Source organism: Cyanobacterium aponinum PCC 10605 (genome assembly GCF_000317675.1).
Lineage (GTDB): Bacteria > Cyanobacteriota > Cyanobacteriia > Cyanobacteriales > Cyanobacteriaceae > PCC-10605.
This window is the reverse complement of sequence record NC_019776.1, coordinates 1205075-1223464: the sequence shown is the minus strand read 5'-3', so window position 1 is coordinate 1223464 and position 18390 is coordinate 1205075. Positions and strand designations below refer to the sequence as shown.

At 35.8% G+C, this 18390-nt stretch carries 14 protein-coding genes; 7 read left to right on the top strand and 7 right to left on the bottom strand.

Annotated elements, in window-relative coordinates; genetic code table 11:
- Window positions 1–22 precede the first annotated feature (22 nt).
- From CYAN10605_RS05065 to CYAN10605_RS18785, 3 genes are all read right to left on the bottom strand, one after another.
- On the bottom strand, window positions 23–1282 hold the full coding sequence (locus tag CYAN10605_RS05065; protein ID WP_015218867.1) for a bifunctional sterol desaturase/short chain dehydrogenase: 1260 nt from the start codon (window positions 1280–1282) through the stop codon (window positions 23–25).
- A 67-nt stretch (window positions 1283–1349) separates the two neighbouring features.
- Window positions 1350–1748: a peptide-methionine (R)-S-oxide reductase MsrB gene (gene msrB / locus CYAN10605_RS05060; protein WP_015218866.1), complete on the bottom strand. Its 399-nt coding sequence runs from the start codon at window positions 1746–1748 to the stop codon at window positions 1350–1352.
- A gap of 47 nt (window positions 1749–1795) precedes the next feature.
- A complete protein-coding gene (locus tag CYAN10605_RS18785; RefSeq protein ID WP_190275011.1) occupies window positions 1796–1951 on the bottom strand; it encodes a hypothetical protein in 156 nt (51 codons plus the stop codon).
- Window positions 1952–2006: 55 nt separating this feature from the next.
- Between CYAN10605_RS18785 and CYAN10605_RS05055 the strand changes: the two genes are divergently transcribed.
- The 4 genes from CYAN10605_RS05055 (at window position 2007) to CYAN10605_RS05040 (ending at window position 5828) form a co-directional block, all read left to right on the top strand.
- Entirely contained in the window at window positions 2007–3104 is a 1098-nt protein-coding gene (locus CYAN10605_RS05055) for a glycosyltransferase family 4 protein (protein ID WP_015218865.1), read from the top strand.
- A gap of 221 nt (window positions 3105–3325) precedes the next feature.
- On the top strand, window positions 3326–3871 hold the full coding sequence (locus CYAN10605_RS05050) for a D-glycero-alpha-D-manno-heptose-1,7-bisphosphate 7-phosphatase (RefSeq protein WP_015218864.1): 546 nt from the start codon (window positions 3326–3328) through the stop codon (window positions 3869–3871).
- Between the two features lie 66 nt (window positions 3872–3937).
- Window positions 3938–4327 carry a hypothetical protein gene (locus CYAN10605_RS17760; protein WP_015218863.1) on the top strand — a complete coding sequence of 130 codons (390 nt, stop codon included), beginning with the start codon at window positions 3938–3940 and terminating at the stop codon, window positions 4325–4327.
- A gap of 148 nt (window positions 4328–4475) precedes the next feature.
- Complete coding sequence (locus tag CYAN10605_RS05040) at window positions 4476–5828, top strand: hypothetical protein (protein WP_015218862.1); 1353 nt, start codon at window positions 4476–4478, stop codon at window positions 5826–5828.
- A 113-nt stretch (window positions 5829–5941) separates the two neighbouring features.
- Here the strand turns inward: CYAN10605_RS05040 and rimK are convergent, their stop codons facing one another.
- A complete protein-coding gene (gene rimK, locus CYAN10605_RS05035) occupies window positions 5942–6847 on the bottom strand; it encodes a 30S ribosomal protein S6--L-glutamate ligase (RefSeq protein ID WP_015218861.1) in 906 nt (301 codons plus the stop codon).
- Window positions 6848–7280: 433 nt separating this feature from the next.
- Here rimK and CYAN10605_RS05030 point away from each other — a divergent pair, with 433 nt between their 5' ends.
- The 3 genes from CYAN10605_RS05030 (at window position 7281) to CYAN10605_RS05020 (ending at window position 9460) form a co-directional block, all read left to right on the top strand.
- On the top strand, window positions 7281–7499 hold the full coding sequence (locus CYAN10605_RS05030) for a DUF4327 family protein (protein WP_015218860.1): 219 nt from the start codon (window positions 7281–7283) through the stop codon (window positions 7497–7499).
- Between the two features lie 47 nt (window positions 7500–7546).
- Window positions 7547–8356 (top strand): HAD-IIB family hydrolase, encoded by an 810-nt coding sequence (locus CYAN10605_RS05025; RefSeq protein WP_015218859.1) that lies wholly within the window; start codon window positions 7547–7549, stop codon window positions 8354–8356.
- A gap of 171 nt (window positions 8357–8527) precedes the next feature.
- Window positions 8528–9460, top strand: coding sequence for an NAD-dependent epimerase/dehydratase family protein (locus CYAN10605_RS05020; protein WP_015218858.1), 933 nt, complete (start codon window positions 8528–8530; stop codon window positions 9458–9460).
- Window positions 9461–9721: 261 nt separating this feature from the next.
- Here the strand turns inward: CYAN10605_RS05020 and CYAN10605_RS05015 are convergent, their stop codons facing one another.
- From CYAN10605_RS05015 to infB, 3 genes are all read right to left on the bottom strand, one after another.
- The gene (locus CYAN10605_RS05015; protein ID WP_015218857.1) at window positions 9722–12865 is read right to left on the bottom strand and encodes an efflux RND transporter permease subunit; all 3144 of its coding nucleotides are present in this window, start codon (window positions 12863–12865) and stop codon (window positions 9722–9724) included.
- A gap of 217 nt (window positions 12866–13082) precedes the next feature.
- Window positions 13083–14639 (bottom strand): efflux RND transporter periplasmic adaptor subunit, encoded by a 1557-nt coding sequence (locus CYAN10605_RS05010; protein ID WP_015218856.1) that lies wholly within the window; start codon window positions 14637–14639, stop codon window positions 13083–13085.
- 592 nt (window positions 14640–15231) lie between these two features.
- Window positions 15232–18321 carry a translation initiation factor IF-2 gene (gene infB / locus CYAN10605_RS05005; RefSeq protein ID WP_015218855.1) on the bottom strand — a complete coding sequence of 1030 codons (3090 nt, stop codon included), beginning with the start codon at window positions 18319–18321 and terminating at the stop codon, window positions 15232–15234.
- Between the last annotated feature and the right edge of the window lie 69 nt (window positions 18322–18390).

Below are 18390 nucleotides of genomic sequence, written 5' to 3'. Positions count from 1 at the left end.
CGTCGATGAAAATACTTTGCTTTTAGCGGGTGAACCAACGAAAATAGTTAGCAGTGGTGAATTCTTTTATGGGGAAAAGCATATAAGTTAAAGGATTAATGGTCACAATTATATCTCTAAAGTCCCGCACCGCTAAATTCACAATTTGTTGTGCTACCCATTCTGCGGACATTATACCAATGGGATTAAGGTTACTTTTAAAAGGGCCAAGAATTAGCTTTCTAATGATGCAGGGGGCATTAACTCTTTTCATGGTTACTAATTCTCCCATAGTACGTTTACTCATTTCGTAGAGCGGGCTAAAAGCTGGGTTAACTTCTGCTTCAGATGTGTTGACCCAAATTTCTTTTGTGGCTTTATCTTGATTAGTTTTAACGGTATCTAAAAATAATTCCATTAGTCGCCACCCTGAAAATGTATTAACTTCATAGGATTTTTCTATGGCTTCTGCACTTTTTTCTCCATGAACATTAATGCCATGATTGATGATTAAAATATCTGTTTTTGTCAAAAGTTGGTTTAATTCTGATTCTCTGCCAATTTGCCAAGTAACAGTTTTGATGGGAATTTGTTGATTTTTTACACTAATAAATAGTTCTTTTTCCTGAGAAGTTAATGCGGTAATTTTTGCACCTTTCAAATATAGCTGTTTAATTAACGCCTGTCCTAATGTACCATTTGCTCCAGTGACGATTACTTTTTTTCCTTTCAATGATAAAGCAGTACCCATGATGCGATCAATAACGGTAATAGTACCACAAAAATAGGCATTTTGATCATCGAAATGGTGGCGCCAATGGTAGGGGCGGTTAACAAATAGATTGGCTGGAATATTAGTAAAATCTCCTTGGCGGTGAGTTACATCTGTAATAGCATCAGCATAAGGAACTCCCAAACCACGGGCGATCGCACCTGCGGTAAATGTTAATGTATAAAAAGACCCTGTCCAAACTAACCATTGATAATCTGGATTAATCCATTGTGTTTGAATAACAGTAAAAGCATAGATAAAACTAAACGTCAACATTACTAGGGATTCTGGTAAATCGTTATACCAGTTTGCCTGACGATAAATAGCTTCACTATTAACGGATAAATCAGGTTTAAAAATGCGATGATGCCATGAATGAAGACGATATAGAGGTTGCCACACATGGGCGAGAAAATGATATACGTCTCTAACTAATTCTACCCAAATTACAGAGCAAAGTGCGATCACCAAAGGTGCGGCTATGGCGAGCGCTGACGAGATAACTATTTCCAATACTTCAGTATGACCCATTGAATTATAAATATTTTAATTTTTATAAATTGAAAATTATAAACCTAACGCCTAAAACCTATTATTTTTAATCTCTTGGCTCAAATTTTAAAGCCGCAGAGTTCATACAATAGCGTTTTCCTGTTGGCTCAGGGCCATCATTGAAAACATGACCTAAATGAGCATCACAAGCATTACATAAAACTTCAGTACGTTTCATGAAAAGACTAAAATCATTTTTGTAAGCAACACTATCCTCTCTAATTGGTTGCCAAAAACTAGGCCATCCTGTACCAGAATTGTATTTAGTATCAGAGACAAATAACTCATTTCCACAACAAACACACTTATAAACGCCCTTACCTTTAAAGTCGTGATATTCTCCCGTAAAAGCTCTTTCTGTGCCATGTTTTCTGGTAACTTCAAATTGTTCAGGAGTAAGAATTTCTTTCCACTCCTGTTCTGTTTTTTTTATTTTCTCTACCATAATTTTAAGAGTTGATTTAATGTTAAGATTTGCAAAAAAGACCATCTTTATTTTAAGACATGGAGCAGTAAAGATAATTCTCTTTGAGAGAAAAAGTCTTTAAGTAAGAGATTAAGAGAAATGAGTGAGGATAAAGAATAAACATCGACGGAATTTGGGCTTCTAGCCCGAAATACAGCAAAAATCATAATTTTTACAATCACAATTTCTACCAGAAGTCTAATGATGAGTTTTTGATATTTTTATCTCTGAGAGTTTATGGAAAAGCCTTTGCTAGTTAATTTATCTATGTTGTTGGCAAAACCCACGGGAATAGCCAATTATGTTATCAATATTTTACCCTATTTTGATTCTTTAGAATATATCAGTTTAGTTGCTAAACAATATTATCAAGAAAATATATACAAAAATCCCTATTTTGTCAGTGAAAAATATAGTCCAGATTATGGTAGTAAGGGTCATTTTTTGAGATTATTATGGACTCAATTAAAAGTACCAAATATTTATCAGCAATCAGGTAGTAATTTACTTTTTTCTCCTGTGCCAGAAATGCCGTTATTTTCTAAAGTTAAATCAGTGATAATGGTACATGACTTAATTCCATTAAGGTTCCCAAAAAAAAATTCTCCTCTTACTCCTTATTTCCGCTATTATATTCCCCAAGTTTGTCAACAAGCAGAGCATATTATTTGCAATTCTAAAGCTACAGCCGATGATATTATTAACTTTTTTGGGATTAATGCAGATAAAATTACTCCTATTTATTTAGGTTATAATCCTGAGACTTTTAAGGTTATTGATAAAATCAAACCTATAAATAAAAAGCCTTTTTTTTTGTATTTAGGCAGACATGACCCCCATAAAAATGTCGAAAGAATTGTATCTGCTTTTGCTCAATTTAAACATCATCAAAAGTATGAATTGTGGTTGGCAGGTCCTACGGATTCTCGTTATACACCTTTACTCAAACAACAAGCAAAAGAGTTAAATATTGCTCATTTAGTTAAGTTTTTAGATTATGTAAAAAGAGAAGATTTACCTATTATTCTTAATCAAGCTCAAGCCTTAGTTTTTCCCACTCTATGGGAGGGTTTTGGTTTTCCTGTATTAGAAGCGATCGCATCTGGTACTCCTGTAATTACATCTAATATATCTTCTTTGCCTGAAGTGGTAGGGGATGCAGGAATTTTAGTAAATCCGTTGGAAGTAAAAGAAATCGCTTCAGCTATGAATTTAATGGCAGAAGATGATAAATTAAGACAACAATTAAGGGAATTAGGCTTAAAACAAGCACAGAAGTTTAGTTGGCAGAAAACTGCTCAAGCTACTATCGAACTTTTATTTAATGTCAGATAATCAATTATGGGCAAATAAGAATTAGTAATTAAGACAAAGCAATCATTTGAGTTCAGAGAGTTCGCTGAGCTCGTTCCGCAAAGCGGTACAGAGTTAGGGGTTCGGAGTTAAGATAAGAGTAATAATTAACAATTAAAAACACCTAATATCTGCAACTGAAACCTGACACCTAAAACCTTGACTTCAATTATTATTTATCACTTATTAATTATTTAACAATAATGAAAGCCTTATTTTTAGATAGAGATGGAGTTGTCATCGACTATATACCTTATTTGAGTAAGCCTGAACAAGTAAAAATACCTGAAAACGCACCATTTGCATTGAAACAATGGCAAAATCAAGGGTATCGCTTAGTTATCGTCACAAATCAATCGGGAATTAGTCGAGGTTATTTTACCTTAGAAGAAGTTAAGGCAATACATGAACGATTAATAGCAGAATATGCTAATTTTGGCGTTTATTTTGCAGATATTTTAATTTGCCCTCATCAACCTGCGGATAAATGTCTTTGTCGTAAACCTTCTCCTTTTCTCATTAAAACCTATGCAGAAAATCATGGTATCGATTTAAGCCAGTCTTACTTCATTGGTGATGCCCCTAGTGATATTGAATGTGCCATCAATGCGAAATGTCAACCCGTTTTACTTTTGACAGGAAGAGGTAAGGAAACTTTAACTCATTTATCTCAGTATTCTCTTTCTATTCCTGTTTTTGAGCAAATGAAAGATACTATTTTGTTATTAAAGACGTTTGCAGAAAAATGAACTTTTTTGATTCCTTCCCGTCTTTTTCTCTAACTACATTCACTTAAAAGTTATCTGATTATTTATATGTTAAAAACTAACACTTTATTTACTTTTTCTAGTCTTTTGCTCTTGACTTTTTCTGGTTTTTCTGTTAGCAAAGAAGCTATCGCGCAATCTTCTAATAAATTTAACCGTCAACAGTGTATTCAAAATTTAGTCAAGGATGGTTTAAAAAGCGAAGATGCCTCCGTATGGTGTAATTATAACGAACAATGCTTAGTGCGATCGCAAAAAGAAGGATTACACGCCGAAGCGGCAAAAAGTGTGTGTGACTGTACCATTAAAACTTTTAGAAATAAATATACCACACAAAAATTTAGGGAAATAACCAAAAAATCAGAAACCGATAAAAAAATAGCCAATCAATTGAGGGAGGTTGGAGAAATTTGTTTTGAAGAAATATTATTTGAATAATTAACAAATATTTTCTAAGATGGAGAGATAAACTGTAAGTATTGATCTTGAATTGAAAATACTTATTTTCATTTAGCTTATTAGAGAGACCTGCACAATAATTTTTATTCCGTGTTGGTAGTTCACAGATATTCTTTCCATAAAATTCATGAATAACGCAGATTATTATGATCAATGTCAGGAAATTCTTACAGATGCCACCAGCAGACTGGGTTTTCCTCTAGGAGATGATAAAATCTGCGAAATCTCTAGCTTAATTACCGAAGCGATGGGGGGAAATTATCGTTGTTTTCACAATTTTGAACATTTGTTAATGTTTAAGGATCAAGAAGACCCCATCATTACTATAGCAGGTTTATTTCATGATCTAGTTTATATACAGGTCGATCGCAAAATTCCCTTCAATTTAACTGTTTATTTAGCTCCTTTGATTCAAGAAAGAATAGACGGTTTATATATAAAATCTCGTCAAAATAAAAAAGATAAATATTTAGAAATTATTTTAAAAATATTTGGTTTAAATATCGATGATAACTTATCAAATTTTCGAGGGCATAATGAGTTTTTAAGTGCTTTATGTACTGCTCAAATTTTAGATAATTCTTTACCCTTAACTGTTATAGTTCGTATCGTAACAATTATTGAATTAACTATTCCTTTTCGACAACTAGAAAATAATATCTCAATATCTCAACAGTTAGAAAAACGTTTATCTAAAGTCAATCAACAATTTCAATTAGGTTTAAAAAATGATGAAATTATCTTAACAATTATTCAAGGAGTTAAATTAGCTAATTTAGATGTTAGTGGTTTTGCTTCAACTAACGTTAAAGATTTTATCAATAATACTTGGTTACTTTTACCAGAAACTAATCATATTTTAAATGACCAATATCATTATTTAATTAAAGATTGTTGTATTGCCTTGATCAAAACCACAAAATTTATTCAATGTTTATTTCCAGAAAATATTTTCCATTTTTATCATGATTATCCTAGTTCTGATGCTTATGAGTCATTAATTAATAGAAGTAAATATAACTTAAATATTGCTCAATATTATTTTGCATATCACATAATTGGTTTAAGTATTTTACAAGCATTTATTTCTCGCTTTACTTTCTCTTTACCATTATCTTTTTTCTTTCCTCATAAGTCTAATTCATCTAAAAATAATTCATCTTTTATTGACTATATTATCCCCGTTAACAAGAAAAATATTATCCCTAATTCTGTTGAAGATATAGTAAGTAATTTAATTAGTGCAGAGTTTCAACCTTCTTTTTTTCCTTATAATGATTTAGGCAATTTTGTTATTCTTATCTTCAATTATTTAACACTAAAAGATAGCCTAATTTTTATCGATAAATGTTTGTTATTTTTTGAAGGAGAAATATGCCAAGATGATTTTTTAAATTTATTTCCTTCACCTTTAATAAAAATAATAGAAGATGCGATCGCACAGCACCTTGCCGAGGTAAGATCGCACTTTGTTTTATAAAGTAAATAACAATAAATTAAGCCCCTACTTCCCCCTTTCCCCTCATCACCTCATCCCCCCATCCCCTAACACCCCAAAACCCTAAGCCCCTATCTGCCGACACTGCTGATTACTTAAAACTGAATGCGATCGCGATTATTCCCTGATTCTACATTTTTTTCAATAAATTCGATAATTTTATCAGCAATGTCAATATTAGTAGCCTTTTCAATTCCTTCTAAACCGGGAGAAGAATTAACTTCCATTACCACTGGTCCATGATTTGATCGTAGTAAATCAACCCCTGCAATTCTTAACCCCATTGCCTTAGCAGAACGAATGGCAGTGCTTCTTTCTTCAGGAGTGAGCTTAATTTTTTCCGCTTTTCCCCCTCGGTGAAGATTCGAGCGAAATTCCCCTTCCGCACCTTGCCTCTTCATAGCCGCTACCACTTTATTACCAATAACAAAGCAACGAATATCTGCTCCTCCTGCTTCTCTGATAAACTCCTGTACCAATATATTTGCATTCAAACCCCTGAAAGCCTGAATTACCGACTTTGCCGCTTGATAAGTCTCCGCTAATACAACTCCTATACCCTGAGTGCCTTCTAATAGCTTAATCACCAACGGCGCACCGCCCACAGTCTCGATTAAACCATCAATATCTTCCGTATCATGGGCAAATCCTGTAACAGGTAAACCAATGCCTTCCCTCGCTAAAATCTGTACACACCTTAACTTATCGCGCGATCGAGATATAGCCTGAGATTCATTGGCACTAAATACCCCCATTACCTCAAACTGACGCACCACCGCACAACCATAGAAAGTACGAGAAGCTCCGATGCGTGGTATGATTGCATCAAAATTTTCTAACTCCTTGCCACCGTAAACTACCGAAGGTTTATGGGAAGTAATGTTCATATAGCATCTCAGATAGTTAACTACCTTTATTTCATGTCCCCTTTTTTCTCCTGCATCTCTCAATCTTCTGGTGGAATAAAGGCTACTATCTTGAGATAAAATAGCGATTTTCATGGAATCTTCTCAAATTAATTTTTCATCTTCCTTATTGTACATTTACAATTGATTTAAAGAAATTGTGAAAATCTCGTTAGTAAGTGCTATAATGTGTTAAAGTAACCAGAGGCGACAATATTCTATTCACCGTTGCCCAGTATTGCAATCAAGTTTAACAATTCACTTATGAATCCTGTCATAAATCGCTTAATTATTTATGTGTATTGAATCGTCAAAATTAGTAAGCTGTTTCAGGAATAGTAAATAATGTGTCTGAAAATAGATAAAAAGTAATGGTTGCGATAAAATCCAAGCAATCATCATCGCTTTCTTTGTACTTAGATTGAGTATGTATAAATTTTCAATCCATACTTGTCTTGTACTAGACATAATTACTGAGTAAGTTTAATTGTTAGCGTAAACTGTCATTATTAGAAAATTTAAGAAATATATGCCTAGAAAGCAAGTAATTCACCCAATGGTGAAGTTGCAACAAAAAGTGTCTTCTTTAGTAAATTCACAAATTATAAGCCCTGATGATAGTATCGGCAAAATAGCCCTGCTTTTCGGCAGTGATTGGGCTTTTTTGAAATCAGAATTAATATCTTTTGGTTTTTCAATGCAAGACCCTGTTCGTGATTTATTAGTAGTACAGAAATGGGATGATTAAATAAGTAATTAATTAGTAATTAGTAATTAAAACCTGAAACCTTTCCAATGCTATTTATTTTTACAGACTTAGATGGTACATTACTCAATCAAAATGACTATCGTTATGATGATGCCTTACCAATTTTAGAGATATTAAAAAATAAAAATATTCCCGTCATCCCCGTCACCAGTAAAACCAAAGCAGAAGTTGAGAGTTTGTGTGCAGAAATAGGCTTAAATGATCCTTTTATTACGGAAAATGGTAGCGGTATTTTTATTCCAAAAGATGATTTTCGTTTTGATACAACACAAGCATTAACTACAGAATCGTATAATTATATAAGTTTAGGTTTTGAGTATCATAACGCTAGATGTATTTTATGGGAAATATCTCAGAAGTTAAAAACTGATTTAGTCGGGTTTGGAGATTTATCTCCCGAAGACATTGTTAATTTGACTGGTTTATCTTTAAATGAGGCGATTTTAGCCAAAACAAGAAATTTTACAGAGCCTTTTCTTACCCCTAAGCATATTAATCCAAGTTTATTACAAAATATTGCCCAAGAGTATCAGGCTACAATAGTAGTGGGCGATCGCTTTTCCCATTTAATTAGTGCAAAAGCAGGAAAAGGAAACGCAGTGAAATGGCTACTCAATAATTACCATAACCTTGAGGAAAAAATAACAACTATAGGCTTGGGAAATAGTCCCAATGATATTAGTTTATTAGAAAGCGTAGATATTCCTATTATCATCCCAAATCCTGATGGAGTACACAAAGGACTAAAAAATAAAAATTGGCAAGTTGCCCCCCATAGTGGCAGTAAAGGATGGAGTCAAGTTATTACAGAAATAATTTTAAGCCATAAAATATAATAGCTTTTCTCTATTTTTTCGTTGATTAATAGATGTTTGAAACATTCAACCCCTATCACCTGACACCTAACCTTGTCCGATATTCTTAAACCGAACTGAGGTTAAGATAAGACAGTGCAAAATCTAAGTTATGATTAAATACTGCATAAAAAGTATGAAGAAAAGTTAAAAATGAAAGTTTTAATTACTGGTGGTGCAGGTTATATCGGGTCAGTTTTAACCCCGACACTTTTAAAGCGAGGTTACGAGGTAACTGTTGTTGATAACTTTATGTTTCATCAAAATAGCCTTGCTGATTGTTGCCAATACGAAACTTTTAATGTTGTCAGAGGCGATTGTCGAGATGAGTCTTTAATGAAAGATTTAGTCAAAGATGCAGACGTAATCATTCCTCTAGCGGCTTTAGTGGGTGCGCCTCTGTGTAATCGGGATAAAATCGCTACTGAAACCACAAACAGAGATGCGATTCAAATGTTGTGTCGTCTAGCCAGTAAAGAACAAAGATTTTTAGTCCCAATTACCAATAGTGGTTATGGTGTCGGTGAAAAGGGTAAATTTTGTACAGAAGAAAGTCCTCTACGTCCAATTTCTACCTACGGAGTGACTAAAGTTGAGGCAGAAAAAGCCATCTTAGAAAGAGAGAATAGTATTAGTTTCCGTCTTGCTACTGTCTTTGGTATGTCTCCTAGAATGCGTATTGATTTGTTAGTGAATGATTTTGTCTATCGTGCTGTCACCGATCGCACTGTTGTAGTATTTGAGGGACATTTCAAACGCAATTACATTCATATTCGTGATGTGGTGAATGTCTTTTTACACGGATTAGATAATTTTGAAGCGATGAAAGGAAAACCTTATAATGTGGGCTTAGAAGACGCTAATCTTTCTAAATTGGAACTATGTGCTGAAATACAGAAGCAAATTCCCAATTTTGTTTATATGGAAGCCCCTATCGGCGAAGACCCAGATAAAAGAGATTATATTGTTTCTAATGCTCGTATTTTAAGCACTGGTTTTGAACCCCAATGGCCTTTAAGTCGTGGTATTAAAGAGTTAATCAAAGGTTATACGATGATTCGTAATACCATTTATTCTAATGTTTGATAAATTCTCGAACTCAGTTTTCAGGCAAAAATATGGCGCAAGGGTATGTGTCAAGTGTTGGGGATAGGGGGATGAGGGGATGAGGGGAGAGGGAGACAAGGTGTCAGGTTTCAGGTTTCAGGTTGCAGGTGTTGGGAGAAAGTGATAAGTAACGAATAATGAGTGTTCGAGGTTTTTAATTATTCACTATTCACTATTCACTATTTACTATTCACCTTTGCCCTTTGCCCTTTGCTTCTTGCACCTTCAGATCAAGGAGTGTCAAGGTGTTTGGCTTACCTTTTCCTCTGAATTAATTGTTGGAACGAATTTTTCCGCAAACATTTTGATCACAATATAGACAATTGGCACAACAAATAAACTCAAAAAAGTTGCCACTAGCATTCCTCCAAATACAACTGTACCTAATGATTGACGACTGGCAGAACCTGCCCCAGTAGCGATCGCAAGAGGTAAAATACCTAAAAGAGTGGAAAATGCGGTCATTAAAATGGGTCTGAGTCGAGCTTGAGATGCTTCGATCGCCGCTTTGACAATGGGTAAACCCTCATTGCGTAACTGATTAGCAAATTCGACAATCAAAATCGAGTTTTTACTAGCTAAACCAATCAACATCACTAGACCAATTTGACTGTAAACATCAAAGGAAAATCCCCTAGACATTTGCGCTAACAATGCCCCTAAGATAGCCAACGGTACAGCTAAAAGAATGATTAGAGGATCAATATAGTTCTCATATAGTGCCGCTAAAACTAGGAAAACAAATAATAACCCTAAACCAAAGATAATCGGTGCTTGTCCTCCTGAAACAATTTCTTCCAAAGATTGCCCAGACCATTGATAGCCAAAGCCCCTCGGTAGAATTTGAGCAGATAAACTCTCCATAGCTGCGATCGCATCTCCTGAACTTGACCCCGGACTGGCAGAACCACTAACCTCGATCGAACGAAATAAATTGTAGTGATTGATGACTTGAGGACTGGTGCTAGGAGTAATAGTTGCCAAATTAGATAAAGGAATCATTGTATCATTTGCACTACGAACATATAACTCTTTAATGTCATCAGGATGAGTGCGGAACTTACCATCTGCTTGTACATAAACTCTATAAGTCCTGTTTTGTAAGGAAAAATCATTAACATAACTAGAGCCAAAAGCAGTTTGCAAAGTCCGGAAAACTTCATCAATATTGACATTGAGAGCTTGAGCTTTATTGCGGTTAATATCAACGACTAATTCGGGGCTATTGGCTGTAAAGGTCGTAAAAACCCTTGTTAAACCTTCTGTTTGGTTAGCCTGTCCCAATAAACTACCCAAAACCTCCATCATCGAATTGATGTCCCCATCACTACGCAAATCTTGTAACTGATAGGTAAAACCGCCAAAACTACCTAAACCCCTAATGGCTGGAGGATTTAAGGGAATAATTCTCGCCTCTGGAATCATGGCAAACTTACCCCATAAACGACCAATTACTGCCTCTGCCGATTGTTCTGGGCTTCTTCTTTCTGCCCAAGGTTTAAGAGGAGTAAAAATCACCCCAGAGTTGGAACTATTACCACTAAATGCAAAACCTCCTACCCCGAAGGTTGCTTGAACTTCAGGTTCTTCTAAAATAGTTTTTTCGATCTTCTCCATTACATCGCTAGTATATTGTAGCGATACCCCTTCAGGTGCTTGAATAATAGTGATAAAATAACCCTGATCTTCTTCTGGTAAGAAACTTTGAGGTATTGTAATATAAAGCCATCCTGTACCGGCTAAAAGTAACACAAATACAGCAATAACGACGGTGCGCATCCTTACTAAACCGACTAAACTACGACGGTAAGACTTAGTTACATTATCTAAAAAGCCATTGAAAATATCGCAAGGAACTTGTAACCATGCTGGTAATTTTTGATGATGTCTTAGTAATAATGCACATAAGGAGGGAGTTAAAGTTAAAGCCAAAAAAGTGGAAATGGCAATAGAAAATGCGATCGTTAAAGCAAACTGGCGATATAAAGCCCCCGTTGTACCCGGAAAGAAAGCCACAGGTACAAACACCGCCATTAACACCAAAGAAGTAGCTATTACCGCCCCTGTCAACTGTTTCATCCCTAACTGAGCCGCTTTAAAAGGACTCATATCCTTATCTTCAATATAGCGGTCAATCTGCTCTACAACTACGATCGCATCATCTACTACCATCCCCGTTGCTAAAGTCAAACCAAATAAAGTTAAACTGTTGATAGAAAAATCAAATACCTTTACAAAAGCAAAAGTACCAATTAAAGAAAGAGGAATTGTCACCGCAGGAATCAACGTAGTTCGCCAGTTCTGCAAAAACACCAAAATAATCAAAATTACTAAAAAAACCGCCATAAATAAGGTATTAACTACTTCTCGTAGCGATTCTTGCACATAAAGAGTTGTATCAAAGGCAATCTCATATTTTAATCCTGGGGGAAAAGTCTTAGATAACTCCTCTATTTGTGTTTTTACCTGCTTTGCCACCTCTAAAGCATTAGAACCTGTTAACTGATAAATCCCTAATCCCACCGCTGATTGCCGACGATAACGCAAGAAAGAAGAATAATCCTCCGCCCCTAACTCAACCCTACCCACGTCTTTAAACCTTACTAAAGCACCATTAGCATCAGTTTTTAACAATAAATTTTCAAACTCCTGTGCCGAAGTTAATTGACTAACCGCCCTCAAATCAATCTGAAACTCCTGCCCATCTGGTACAGGTTCAGCACCTATTTTTCCCGCTCCAATTTGATTATTTTGAGCCGAAACCGCTTGAATTACATCTGCTGTTGTTAAACCACGACTAGACAACTTTTCTGGATCTAACCATAGGCGCATCGCATAACGTCTTTCTCCAAAAATAGTTACATCTGCTACCCCGTTAATCCGTTTTAATGGATCAACTAAATACAAATCCGCATAATTACTCATAAAAAGGTTATCATAGCGGTTATCTTCGCTATAAAGTCCAATCCCTAAAAGAATATTATTAGATTGCTTAGTGACACTAACTCCATTTCGTTGCACACTTTCTGGCAATTGGGCTTCCGCCACCGAAACTCTATTCTGTACATCTACAGCCGCCAAATCCTGATTCACATCAGAAGCAAAGGTTGCTGTTATACTGCTTGTACCGCTATTGGAACTACTAGAGGTGATATATCTCAATCCCGGAGTCCCATTAATTTGACGCTCTAAAACGGTAGTAACGGCATTTTCTACCACCTCAGCACTTGCCCCATCATAATTAGCTGTTACTTGTATCTGTACAGGGCTAATTTCGGGAAATTGAGCCAAAGGCAAGTTAAAAAGGGAGATTAAACCCACAAAAAGAATAATTAATGCCGTTACGGACGAAAAAACAGGGCGTTTAATAAAAAAATCAATCATCTCAGTATCTTGTCTAGTTTACATCTAAAATTACTGATATTACTAAAATCATTAATGGGTATTTAGTACCCATTTGTTGCTCATTTCCTCTCCTGAAGCCTAACACCTAATATTAATTTTTATTTCAAAATATGGTAAAAATCACAAGATAAAAACATAATAAAAGATATGAATTGGGTTTGTTTTTGATTTTAGTTTTCAGAAGTAAGAACCTGAATTAATTACTAGAATTAATAGGTTTAGTCTCATTTTCAGGCATTTCCTGTATGGGACTACCTTCTTGTACTTTCAAAATACCTGCACTAATAATTTTTTCGCCTGCCTGTAAACCTTCTAAAACCTCATAGGAGTTGCTGTGAATTTCTCCTATTTTAATTGGTCTTTGTTTTGCGATTAATCCTTCCCCTTCGGGATTTTGTTCCGCTACAAACACGAAACCTTGACCACCAATGCGAAAAATAGCACTAGAAGGCACTAAAATTCCCTGACTACTATCCCAAACAATTCGGGCGGGAATAAATTGGCGATTTAATAATTTGTTTTGAACATCATTGCTAAAGAAGGCTTTTGCCAAAACTAATTGGGAATCAGAGGTAACATTCGGAGAAATAAAATCAATTTTTCCCACCGCTATTACTTCTTCTTGGGAATTTAAAACCTCTACAGGTAAACCCAATTGAAGCTCAGGAGCTTTTTCCAATGGTACGGAAATATTCAATTCTAAAAGATCATTTTGGGTGATACTGGTCAACCTGGTATCTGTTTCGATAAAGTCGCCGACCTTAACGGGTATGTTACTAATTTTACCTGCGATCGGAGCTTTGATCATTGTTTTATCTAATTCGACCTTTAATCTTCTCACATTGGCTTGTGCTTCCTGTACAGAAGCTCTGGCTTGATCAATATCCTCCTGCCTTGCCCCATTTTGTAACAACAGCAAATTTTGTTCGGCTTCTTCAACTTCTGCTTGTAATGCTCTCACGTCAGACTGTGTACCTTCTTGTAATTGATTCAAACGTCTTTGAGCCTGTTCTAAATTTGCACTAGCAGTTTTTGCTTCCGTAACAAAAGTGTCAAATTGGTCACTAGAAATTGCCCCTTCGTCTCTCAAATTACGATAACGATTTAATCTTTGCTGTGCTAACTCATTTTGAGCTTGAGCAGAGTCTAATTGAGCTTGTGCTTGGGCGATTTCTTCTTGAGAAGAACCTCTTTTGGCATTGGCTAATCTAATTTTAGCCCTATTGAGTCTAGCCTGAGCAGAAGCAATTTCTTCAGGACGACTTCCCGCTTCCAGTTCTGCTAATTGAGCTTGACGAGAGGCTAAAGTTGCTTGAGCTGAATCTAGTTGTGCTTGTAATGAGTCACTTTCTAAAGCAAACAAAACTTCTCCCCTATTCACATTTTGCCCTTCTCGAACCAGAATATCCACCAATCTTCCTTCGATTTCTGATTGTAAATTCACTGTTTGACTAGCTTCTAACGTACCAAGTACATCCGTGCTTGTTTTTATCTGTTCTGTTTCCAAGGTGCTAAGGGTAACTGGTACAGGAGGCATGGTGTTACTGACTCCTGCCGAAGTTGCAACCTGACGATTTTGCCAAAAAAACCAACTTACAGTTCCTGCACCGCCAATGAATAGAATACTTCCCCAGACCAGCCATTTTTTCCCAGACTTTAAGGAGGAAGAATTTTTTCTATTCTGGTTAGGCTTTGTTTCTTCTTCTTTTACTTGTTCTAATTGTGTATCAGCCACGGGATTCTTTTTTGTCACGAGTTCATCATTTCATTATAATCTGCATTTTGAATTTATTTTTACTTGAAGTATCCATAGATAATGCTCAATGATTCATCGATACCTTGACAAAAATCTTAACTTTTATTTTTAATACTAACTTTTTGTCAGTGTTATACTTAAGTGTTATTACTAATAAAAAATATTAAACTCTTTTAGTTTTTGATTAAACACAATATCTTATTACTTAGCATCAATGACTCAATTTAATCAAGAAAATATAAAAAGTTGAATAAATCGATTAATAACTCTACGACAAAATCATAATAAATTAACAAAAAGGCATTAAAAATAATGCCTCTCTAACTCTGAGTATGTAAATTATTGGTTTAGATAGCGAATTTGGAAAGAGGGAAACCCCTTTGTATTTATCCTTAAAAGGGCATAAAAGGAAAAGTAAATTATTTAATAATGATTGATAAACTTTTCACTTTACCCAGTTTTTTTATTCATGATTTGCCAACATTCGTCAATTTTAACCAAAGCTGAAGAAGTGAAGTTGTTAACACCTAATCCCAATCCTAATATCTAACTAATAGAGGTGTATTTTACACCTTTTTAACTGTTCTCATTAAGCAGAAAGAGTACGACGCTTGAATACCATTTCATAAGCCTCGATAATATCTCCCTCTTGCCATTGGCTAAATTTATTAACAGCAATACCGCATTCAAAACCAGACGCAACTTCTTTAACATCATCTTTGACACGGCGTAAAGAATCTAAATTACCATTATAAATTTCTGTTCCGTTGCGTAACACTCGAATAAAGCGATTACGGACAACTTTGCCTGACAAGACGTAACATCCAGCAACAGCTCCTTTGCCAACGGAGAAAACGGCTCTTACTTCGGCTTTTCCTAGACTTTCTTCCACTTCTTCTGGATCTAGTAAGCCTTCCATTGCTCCTTCTATTTCATCTAATAATTTATAGATGACGTTATATTCTCGGATATCTACTCCTTCTTGTTCGGCGGCTTGACGTGCACCGGGGGCAAGAGTTGTATTGAATCCAATAACTACAGCTCCAGAGGCAGCGGCTAAATCTACATCTGTTTCTGTTACTTCTCCTGCACCTGATAATAAGACTCTGATTTGTACTTCATTTTGCGGTAGTTGTTTTAATGAGCCTAAAATCGCTTCCACAGAACCTTGTACGTCGGCTTTAAGAATTAAATTCAGTTCTTTGAGTTCTCCTTGTTGTGCCTGTGCTGATAAGCTACTCAAACTTACTCGACGAGATGACATTGCTTGTTGTAAGCGGTTATCCCGTTTGGCGGATGCTCTACTTTCTGCGATCGCTCTTGCGTCTTTTTCATTGGAATAAACTTCAAATTCATCTCCCGCTTCTGGAAGTTCACTTAAACCTAGAATTTCAACAGCAAAGGAGGGACTTGCAACTTCAACTTTTGCTCCTCGATCATCGATCATCGCCCGAATTTTACCCATGACAGAACCCGCAACAATCACATCACCAACTCTTAATGTTCCATTTTGAACTAATAATGTTGCCACAGGACCCCTTGCTCGGTCTAAATGGGCTTCAATTACAGTACCCTTGGCGTTGCGATCTGGGTTTGCCAACAATTCTTCGACCTCAGACACCAAGACAATCATCTCTAAAAGAGCATCTAAGTTATCACCAGTTAAAGCACTCACAGGAACCATTACGGTATCGCCCCCCCAGTCCTCTGGAACTAATTCTAATTCAGCTAATTCCTGTTTGACGCGATCGGGATTTGCTTCTGGCTTATCAATTTTGTTAATAGCCACAACAATGGGGACTTTTGCCGCACGAGCATGACTAATGGCTTCTTTTGTTTGAGGACGTACCCCATCATCTGCCGCCACCACTAACACAGCAATATCAGTAACTTTTGTACCTCTTGCCCTCATTGCTGTGAATGCCTCGTGACCCGGAGTATCTAAGAATACAACCTGTTGAGTTTCCCCTTCATGTTCCACATCCACATGATAAGCACCGATATGTTGAGTAATACCCCCTGCTTCTCCTTGAACTACTTTAGTATTTCTTATCGAATCAAGTAGGGTTGTTTTACCATGGTCCACGTGTCCCATAATTGTTACAACAGGAGGACGTTTTTGCAATTTATCTAAATCTGCCTCCGTCAACATATCTGTTTTAGCCGCACTGGCTTTTTCTTCTTCTGTAATTACTTCCACTCCCAACTCTTTGGCTACCATTTCCGCAATTTCTAAATCAACGGTTTCAGTAATATTAACGGCAATTCCTTTGAAGAAGAGAAGTTTAATAACTTCAGTGTCAGGAGTAACTAATAGATCCGCTAATTCCCGAACTGTAGGAGCATTTTTAAGGACGATAAATTCAGGTTTCTCTTGTTTTTCCTGTTTTCCTTTTCTTTCTGATTTAGTTTCTGCTTTATCTTTTTTAACCGGTTGTTTTTTAGGCGCACGAGTCTTTTCTGTGGCTTTTGTTGCTTCTTTTTTAGGTTTAGGGGGACGAGCTAAAGCTAAGTCGATGACTGTAGAATCTTCTTGGTCATCATCAAAATAATCTTCTAAATCATCGTCATCATCAATGACTAAAGAACGACGCTTCTTGACTTTCTTTGCGTCTTTTTTGCCCGATTTATCAGAATCATCGTCATCATCATCCCAAGAAGAGTTTTCCGTGGTTGATTTTTTCTGTTTTGGCTTTCTGATTTTTGGTTTTTCCAACAACATTGGTTCTGAATCTAAATCATCTTCATCAGTACTTTTTGCTTTGGTTTCCAAATCATCATCGTCTAAATCTGAGTCAATGATTGCAGGGGGGCGTTGGGGGGGTTTTTGTAGTTTTGGTTTCGGTGCTAATTTGAGTTTATCTAAATCTGCTGAATTTTTTGCATCCTTAATAACAGGTTTTGCTGGTTTAGGAAGAGAGTCTTTTTCTTCTGTTGTTAATTTTGCACTGCCTATACTTTCCTTATCATTACGACGGGGTAAATTTTGATTATTTTTAGTGCGGCGAGAATTATTTTTACTCTTATTATTATTCTTGCTTTTTGCCCTTTTTTCTTCTTCTGAAGTGGACACAGCTACTTCACTACGACTGACTACTTTTTTCTCATCGCCTTCTTTACTATTACTATTTGCTTTATTAATAGTGCTTGACTTTTTCAATTCGGGGGCGGAAGGACTTTTTAACTCTGGTTTTTCGACTAAAGAGGGACGAGCTGGAGGTTGTTTAAGACTTTTATCCATACTTTGAACGTTGTTTGGGGAACCATTATCATTTTCCTGTACCATTTCCGAATGATTAGGAGCTTTTTTATAGTCCTTTGAAGGCTGAGGAGGGCGAGGAGGACTTAACAATACAGGGGAGTTAGCGTTATTTTTTTCCTGTTCTGACTGTTTATCATTCTTATACACAGCCAATATTTCCTGTTTTTTATTAGGCTTTTTAATACTGGAAGATGAGGTTTTTGACTTGTCAGGGGTGTTTTTGTTTACTTGATTTTGTGCCGATGTCATGGAGACTTTTTTTACTGCTTCTTTAATGTCTTGTGCTTGGGATTCAGTGATGGTACTACTATGATTTTTTACCTCAATGGATAACTGGGAACATATTTCTAATACGTCCTTGTTGTCTAATGCAAGCTCTTTTGATAAATCGTATATTCTTACTTTTCCGTTTTTCATCCACAAATTGCCTTAAGTTTACTATATTTTGCTTTTTTTGAGTGACTTTAAGAAAGTTTTAAGATGTTT